The 6,800-nt window shown below is 72.6% G+C and carries 8 protein-coding genes and 1 pseudogene; 5 read left to right on the top strand and 4 right to left on the bottom strand.

The annotated features are described in order from the left end of the window. Positions 1-976, bottom strand: a 976-nt coding sequence (locus tag DEIPI_RS27335) for an NADH:flavin oxidoreductase/NADH oxidase (RefSeq protein ID WP_052351545.1), incomplete at its 3' end; no start/stop codon positions are given. Between the two features lie 119 nt (positions 977-1,095). On the opposite strand from DEIPI_RS27335, the gene DEIPI_RS0100450 reads away from it, so the two are divergent. Beyond that, a complete protein-coding gene (locus tag DEIPI_RS0100450) occupies positions 1,096-1,512 on the top strand; it encodes a hypothetical protein (RefSeq protein ID WP_027480482.1) in 417 nt (138 codons plus the stop codon). A gap of 115 nt (positions 1,513-1,627) precedes the next feature. Next, entirely contained in the window at positions 1,628-1,879 is a 252-nt protein-coding gene (locus tag DEIPI_RS0100445) for a hypothetical protein (RefSeq protein ID WP_027480481.1), read from the top strand. On the opposite strand, the gene DEIPI_RS0100440 is transcribed toward DEIPI_RS0100445, so the two are convergent. From DEIPI_RS0100440 to DEIPI_RS0100430, 3 genes are read right to left on the bottom strand one after another with little or no spacing between them, the layout of a single operon-like run. Next, positions 1,876-2,337 carry an 8-oxo-dGTP diphosphatase gene (locus tag DEIPI_RS0100440; protein ID WP_052351544.1) on the bottom strand — a complete coding sequence of 154 codons (462 nt, stop codon included), beginning with the start codon at positions 2,335-2,337 and terminating at the stop codon, positions 1,876-1,878. The two genes, DEIPI_RS0100445 and DEIPI_RS0100440, sit on opposite strands and share 4 nt — an antisense overlap. Before the next feature lie 10 nt (positions 2,338-2,347). Then, positions 2,348-3,670 carry an alpha/beta hydrolase gene (locus tag DEIPI_RS35145; RefSeq protein ID WP_027480479.1) on the bottom strand — a complete coding sequence of 441 codons (1,323 nt, stop codon included), beginning with the start codon at positions 3,668-3,670 and terminating at the stop codon, positions 2,348-2,350. Then, positions 3,667-4,317 (bottom strand): helix-turn-helix transcriptional regulator, encoded by a 651-nt coding sequence (locus DEIPI_RS0100430; protein WP_027480478.1) that lies wholly within the window; start codon positions 4,315-4,317, stop codon positions 3,667-3,669. The genes DEIPI_RS35145 and DEIPI_RS0100430 overlap by 4 nt, the downstream gene beginning before the upstream one ends. Before the next feature lie 223 nt (positions 4,318-4,540). Between DEIPI_RS0100430 and trpE the strand changes: the two genes are divergently transcribed. The 3 genes and pseudogenes from trpE to DEIPI_RS36290 form a co-directional block, all read left to right on the top strand. After that, positions 4,541-5,989, top strand: coding sequence for an anthranilate synthase component I (gene trpE, locus DEIPI_RS0100425; RefSeq protein ID WP_027480477.1), 1,449 nt, complete (start codon positions 4,541-4,543; stop codon positions 5,987-5,989). A 44-nt stretch (positions 5,990-6,033) separates the two neighbouring features. Further along, entirely contained in the window at positions 6,034-6,675 is a 642-nt protein-coding gene (locus DEIPI_RS27325; protein WP_045233346.1) for an anthranilate synthase component II, read from the top strand. Next, positions 6,672-6,800: pseudogene (locus DEIPI_RS36290) on the top strand (anthranilate phosphoribosyltransferase); the annotation flags it as partial. The gene DEIPI_RS27325 and the pseudogene DEIPI_RS36290, both read left to right, overlap by 4 nt.

Genomic DNA, 6,800 nt, shown 5'->3' with positions numbered 1-6,800 from the left:
GGAACGCCCGCGCGATCGCCACGAGGTCCGCCGAGCCGCCCGCGACGACCTCCTCGGCCTGCGCGGCGTCCCGGATGAGCCCCACCGCCATCGTCCGGACGCCCGCCTCGGCCTTCACGCGCGCCGCGAAGGGCACCTGATAGCCCGGCGAGACCGTGATGCGCTGCTCTGGCGTGAGGCCCCCCGACGAGACGTCCACGACGTCCACGCCCTCGGCGGCCAGCAGGCGCGACACCGCCACCGTGTCGTCCTCGTTCCAGCCGCCCGGCGCCCAGTCCGTCGCGGAGAGCCGCACCAGCAGCGGCAGGTGCGACGGCCACGCGGACCTCACCGCGCGCGTCACCTCCAGCAGCAGGCGCGCGCGGTTCTCGAAGCTGCCGCCGTACTCGTCCGTCCGGTCGTTCGCGAGGGGCGACAGGAACTGGTGCAGCAGGTACCCGTGCGCCGCGTGGATCTCCACGGCGTCGAAACCCGCGAGGATGCTGCGCCGCGTGGCGCTCGCGAAGTCCGCGATCACCTTCGCGATGTCGTCGACCGTCATCGCGCGCGGCCTGCGGTACGTGTCCGTGAAGCCCAGCGCGGACGGCCCCACGACCTCCCAGCCGCCCAGCTCGTCCGGGACGCCGCCGCGCCCACGGAAGGGCGCGAAGGTGCTGGCCTTGCGGCCCGCGTGCGCGAGCTGCACCGCCACACGCCCCCCGTGCTTGTGGACGAAGTCGTTGATGTCGGCGAGCTTCGTCACGTGCTCGTCACGCCAGATCCCGAGGTCCTCGGGCGAGATGCGGCCCTCCGGGCTCACCGCGGTCGCCTCCGTGACGATCAGGCCCGCCCCGCCGAGCGCGAACTGCCCGAGGTGCACGAGGTGGAAGTCGTTCGCGTAGCCTTCGCGCGAGGAGTACATGCACATCGGGGAGACGACCACGCGGTTGGGAAGGGTGACGTCGCGCAGGGCCAGCGGCGAGAAGAGGGTGCTCACGCGGTCACTGTACGCGCGGCGCGAAGAGGCCCTTTGAGGTGACGGTCACGAAGCGCCGCGCGCAGCACGACGTGAGGATGTAAGACCGGCGTCAGACGGGCAGCCTTACACTCGCAGCGATGGACGCCTCGCAACTGCGCGCACGACTGGAAATCGAAGCGGCCTTCCGCGCCACCGTCGACCGTGACGTGGAACTCGTCGCCGAGAAGCACTGCGCCGATCACGGGCGCGAGGAGGCCGCGGCCCGCTGCCGCCTCTCCGACGACATCCTCACCGACATGATCTGGTCGCGCTTCGGCGCCTTCGACTGGGACGGCGTGAACTTCGTGTACGACGGCACCTACGGTCATCAGAGCCGCTACCTGTGGGCGAAGGTGGAGCTCACCGTCGCGTGGGCCGTGTCGAACGGCGTCTTCACCCCGGAGGTGGAGGAGGCGCTCGACCACGCCGTGACGCGCCTGCGCGAACTGTGGCGCGAGTGGGCGGGCTACCGCGCGACCCTCACGGACGACCTCGCGCTCGCGCTCGGCGACTGAGCTCGCCGGGCGGGGCCGGCGGGGTTCGAGCGGCACGCCCGGTCGGCCGCGCGACCACCCCTTCTCGTACGGTCCGCGCCGCGTGAGGCGGGCACGATGAGTCCAGGAGGTCCGCATGATCGTCCGTGTCACCCTCACCGACCGCTCCTTCGACCGGGGCGTCGTCCTGGAAAGCCCCTACGACTGGCTGCCCGTCGGGACGCCCGTCACCCTCGCCTCGGACCCGCAGGACGCGGAGGACGACAGCCTCACCTTCGGTGAACGCACCGTGTACGGCGAGCTCGTGGAGATCGTGGACACGCACCGTGACGGGCAGGCGGAGGCGGTCTTCGACGTCCTCGACGCCCGCCTCGTGGAGGTTCCCTAGGAGGGCGGCAGGGGAGAGACGCTCGCGATCGTCTCCCCGTCCTCCGCGAACAGGAAGCGCAGGAACACGCGCTCACCGCGCAGCACGCGCGGCAGCACGTGCGCTCCGTCCGCCCACATCCGCGCGAAGGGCGGAGCCGTCACGTCGAACCACTCGGGGCGGATCTCGTCCGTCTCGACCGGCTCGCCGTCCCAGTCGCGCGTCACGAAGATCCGCATGCGGATCGCCCACTGAGGTCGTCCCGTGAACTCGAACACGACCTCCCCGTGATCCACGAGGTTCCGCGCGAGGAGGCCGCACTCCTCGCGCGTCTCGCGGATCGCGGCCTCCTCGGGCGTCTCGCCGGGCTCCAGCCCGCCGCCGATCTCCACGATCTTGCCCTCCCCGAACCCGCGCTTCTTGAGGCCCAGCAGGACGCGTCCCTCACGGACGGGCAGACACACGGCGCAGTGACGCATGACGGTCATTCTAGGCCGCGTCGGTCGTCGGGGCGGGCCTCGGGCACGCGACGTCGCCGGACAGGGTGGGGCGCTCCTCGCCCCGCACCTCCGGAAGCGGGAGCGGCGCCCCGCGCACGAAGGCCGAGATCGCCTCCGTGTGCAGCTCGGGCCGGTCGAGGCCGAGGGCGTGCCCCGCGTCCGGCACGAGCAGGAGTGTCATGCGCGGAAAGGCCGCGCGGTACTCGCGGATCCGGGTGGACCAGCCGAGGTAGTCGCTCTCGCCGATCATCACGAGCGTCGGGACGGACAGGTCCGCGAGCCGCGCGATCGGCGCGGGACGCCGCCGCGTTTCCCACGACGCCGCCTGGTTCGCGTAGAAGCCCGCGCCGACGTTCCGCCCGAGCGCCGCGAGGTCGGGACGGTGGCGTGACCCCAGCGACACGAGGTCGGTGAACGCGTCGAACCACGCGTCCATCTCGCGGTCCGGAGCGAAACGGCGCGCGACGTCGGGCCCGGCGAGCCGCGCGAGCAGCATCACGAGGATGACCCGGGGATGGGACTGCAACCGGTCCATGGCACGGCGGTGTTCGTCCGGCAGGTCCAGGTCGCGCTTGTCGCGCCGCGATTCCGGAGACAGCCCGCCCGGCGAGGTCAGCACGATCCTCTCCACGTGCTGCGGGTAATGCGCCGCGTACTCGACCGCGAGCCGAGCGCCCCACGACTGCCCGACCAGCACGAGGCTCCGCGCGCCGATTCGCTGCCGGACGAACTCCAGGTCCTCCACGTGCCGGTCCACCGTCTGGGACGAGAGCCGCGCGGGCCGTCCGGACCGCCCGCCGCCCACCTGATCGTAGAGGTACACGTCGAACCCGCGCCGCGCGAGCCTCGCGAACAGGTCCCGGGTCCCGGACGTCAGCGCGTAGCCGCCGGGTCCGCCGTGCAGGTACACGACGGGCGCCTGTGGACCTCTCGCGGCGCCCTCCGCCGCGAGGTGCAGGTACGCGATGGGCAGTCCGTCGGGTCTCGTCCAGGTGCGTACGTCCGGCAGAGCCTCCGGTTCGCGCGGCGTCACGTCGAGCGGTCTGAGGAAGGCCCCTCGTGCGACGAGCGCCGCCCCGATCACCACGAGCGCCGCGAGGAGGCCTGCCGCCGCGACGGACGGCAGGGCCACGAGACGCAGCAGGACGTCGACGACCACGAACGAGCCCGCCGCGAGCACGGCCCCCGCGCCCGCGAACCCGGCGGGTACGGAGCGCGCGAGCCGCGCGAGGCCGAACAGCGTGAGCGTCGCGGCGATGAGGACGCCGGGCGGGCCGAGGAGAAGGACGAGGAGCGCGGACACGATCGTCATGAGGAACCTCCCTGAGGGGACTGAACTTCGGGCTGTCGGACGCCGAGACACAGGAACGAGCACGCGCGCGCCCCACCGGAAGGGTCGTCGTGGGCGAACTCGTCGAGCAGGCCCAGCAGGCGCGACTGGAGCTCGCGGTAGCGTGCGGGCGTGAGACGCAGCGTGCGGGCGCGCACGAAGGGCGCGTGCGGTCCGAGGTCGGGCGGGGGCGGCGCCGCCCGATCACCTGGACCGGCGAGCAGGTCGAGGTCGATGGCGTCGTGCCGGTCGAGCGTCTCCCGGTTGAGTTCGGCGCGGCGCTCCACCTCCGCGAGGACGAGGGCGGCCAGCGGCGACACCGTGGACGTGACGGCGGTCGCGAAGCTCACGCTCAGCGCCGCCGAGGTGGGCACGCGGTAGCGGTACGCGGTCACCTCGTAGAACGTGACGCGTCCGCGCCGCTCCACGGGCCGGAGGAAGCCGCGTCGGGCGAGGCGGGCCACGCGGTAGTGCACCCGGTTGGCGGGCTCCCCGAGTCGGCGCGCGGCCTCGCTGGGCGTGGCGGGACGCACGAAGGCCGACAGGAGCGGCAGGTCCCGGGCCAGCAGGTCGAGGAGCGCCTCGACGTCTTCTCGGGAATTCAGGATGCGTTCAGGGTCCGGCGACATGCCTGAAGGTAAGTGGACCGCGTTTCAGAAGACAGTAGCCCTTCTGAAATCGTGCGCTCGCCCGTGGGCGCTTGTGGGGCGGCGTCGGCGTCTGATAAGCTCGGCGCATGCAACCGCACGGCGGCGCTTGGTGGTGGCCCGGACTCTAGCCTGGGTCGCCTTCCGCCGTACCTCGCCCAGGCCCAGCGCCTGGGCCGTTTTCATTCAGAAGAGAGGACCGAGCATGTCCACGACGCCCGAACCCGCCACCCCGAGACCCACGCCCGCCATCCGCGTGCGTGAGCTCTTCGCGGACCTCGACACGCCCGTCACCGCGTACCTCAAGGTGGCGCGCTCCCCCAGCTTCCTGCTCGAAAGCGTCGAGGCGGGCGAGAAGCTCGGACGCTACTCCTTCATCGGCGTGGGCGAGCGTGGCCGCTTCGAGTACCGCGCGCCCGGCGCGGGCCGCGCGGGCCGCGTGAAGCTCTCCGGCGTGCTCGGTCACGGCGAGCACGAGACGGACGACCCGCTCGGCGACCTCTACCACGAGGTGGTGCGGCCCGTGCAGGTCCCGCGGGGCCTGCCGGACTTCGTGGGCGGCGCGGTCGGCTACACCGCCTACGACCTCGTGCGCGCCTACGAACGCCTCCCCGAGACGAACCCGGACGAGCTGAACCTCCCCGACGCGCTCTTCGTCGTGCCCGAGGGCATGGTCATCTTCGATCACCTCGCGCACCGCCTCTTCGCCGTCGCGGTCCACGACGACGAAACCGAGGCGCAGGCCGTCGTGGACCGCCTCGCGCGTCAGCTGCGCGGCCCCCTGCCGGGCGTGCCCGGCGACCGTCCCGCGCCCGCGCCGACCTTCACGAGCAACTTCACCCCGGAGGAATTCACCCGCGCCGTCGAGACCTGCCTGGAGTACATCCGCGCGGGGGACATCTTCCAGGTCGTGCCGGGGCAGCGGCTCAGCGCGCCCCTCACCACGCACCCCTTCGCGCTGTACCGCGCGCTGCGCTCGCTCAACCCCAGCCCGTACCTCGGCTACCTCGACCTCGGGGACGTCACGCTCGTCGCGAGCAGCCCGGAGAGCCTGCTGCGCTCCGACGGCGAGACCGTCGTGACGCGGCCCATCGCCGGTACCCGCCGGCGCGGCGCCACCCCCGAGGAGGACGCGGCGCTCGCCGCCGAACTCCTCTCGGACGAGAAGGAACGCGCGGAGCACCTCATGCTGGTGGACCTCGGGCGCAACGACCTCGGACGCGTCGCGCGGTACGGCAGCGTCCGCGTGGAGGACGCCTTCAGCGTCGAGAAGTACAGCCACGTCATGCACCTCGTGTCGGGCGTGCGCGCCCGCCTCGCGCCCGGCCAGACGCCCCTGCACGCCCTCGCGAGCGTCCTCCCGATGGGCACCGTCTCGGGCGCCCCGAAGATCCGCGCGATGGAGGTCATCGAGGAGGTGGAACGCACCCGGCGTGGACCGTACGGGGGTGCGTTCGGGTACATCGCGCACAGCGGCAGCCTCGACATGGCCCTCACGCTGCGCACCATGGTGATCGCGGACGGGCGGGTGCACATCCAGGCGGGCGCCGGGATCGTCGCGGACAGCGATCCCGCCTCCGAGTACCAGGAGTGCCTCAACAAGGCCGCCGCCCTCGTCCGCGCCGTCGCGCTCGCCTGCGAGGGCCTGTCGTGACCGCCGCCGCGCCCCTCGTTTCCGCCCAGCCCGCCGGAGGCTCCATGCAGCGCGTCCTTGTACTAGACAACTACGACTCCTTCACCTACAACCTCGTGCAGTACCTCGGGGAGCTCGGCGTGGACCTCACCGTGTGGCGCAACGACGCCTTCGCCCTGGAGGACATCGCGGCGCTCGCGCCGGACGCGATCGTCGTGTCGCCCGGCCCCTGCACGCCCACCGAGGCGGGCCTCAGCGTCGCCGTGATCGAACGCTACGCGCCCGAGATCCCCATGCTGGGCGTCTGCCTGGGGCACCAGAGCATGGGGCAGGCCTTCGGCGCGCGCGTCGTGCGCGCCCGCACCCCCATGCACGGCAAGACGAGCGTCATCACGCACGACGGCGCGGGCCTCTTCGCGGGCCTCCCGGACGGGCTGCGCGTCACGCGCTACCACTCCCTCGTCGTGGAGGACCTCCCGGACGTGCTCGTGCCCACCGCGTGGGCCGAGGAGGCGGACGGGCGGCGCACCCTCATGGCCCTGCGGCACCGCGACTATCCCATGCACGGCGTGCAGTTCCACCCCGAGAGCATCGCCAGCGAGGGCGGCCTGCAGATGATCGGGAACTTCCTGGGCCTGAAGGTGGACGCGGCCCTCACCCGCGCCGACGCCCTCTCGGACCTCGCGCCCGCGCGGAGCCTCCCGTGAGCACCCTCGCGAGACTCATGAACGGCGAGCGCCTCACGCTGGACGAGGCGGCGGCCCTCATGAGGGAGGTCATGAGCGGCGACGTGACCGGCGTGCGGCTCGCGGCGGCCCTCGCGGCCCTGCGC

It is taken from the genome of Deinococcus pimensis DSM 21231 (genome assembly GCF_000519345.1).
GTDB classification, from domain to species: domain Bacteria; phylum Deinococcota; class Deinococci; order Deinococcales; family Deinococcaceae; genus Deinococcus_A; species Deinococcus_A pimensis.
Note: the sequence above shows the minus strand (reverse complement) of the source record. Positions and strands in the feature narration are given on the sequence as shown.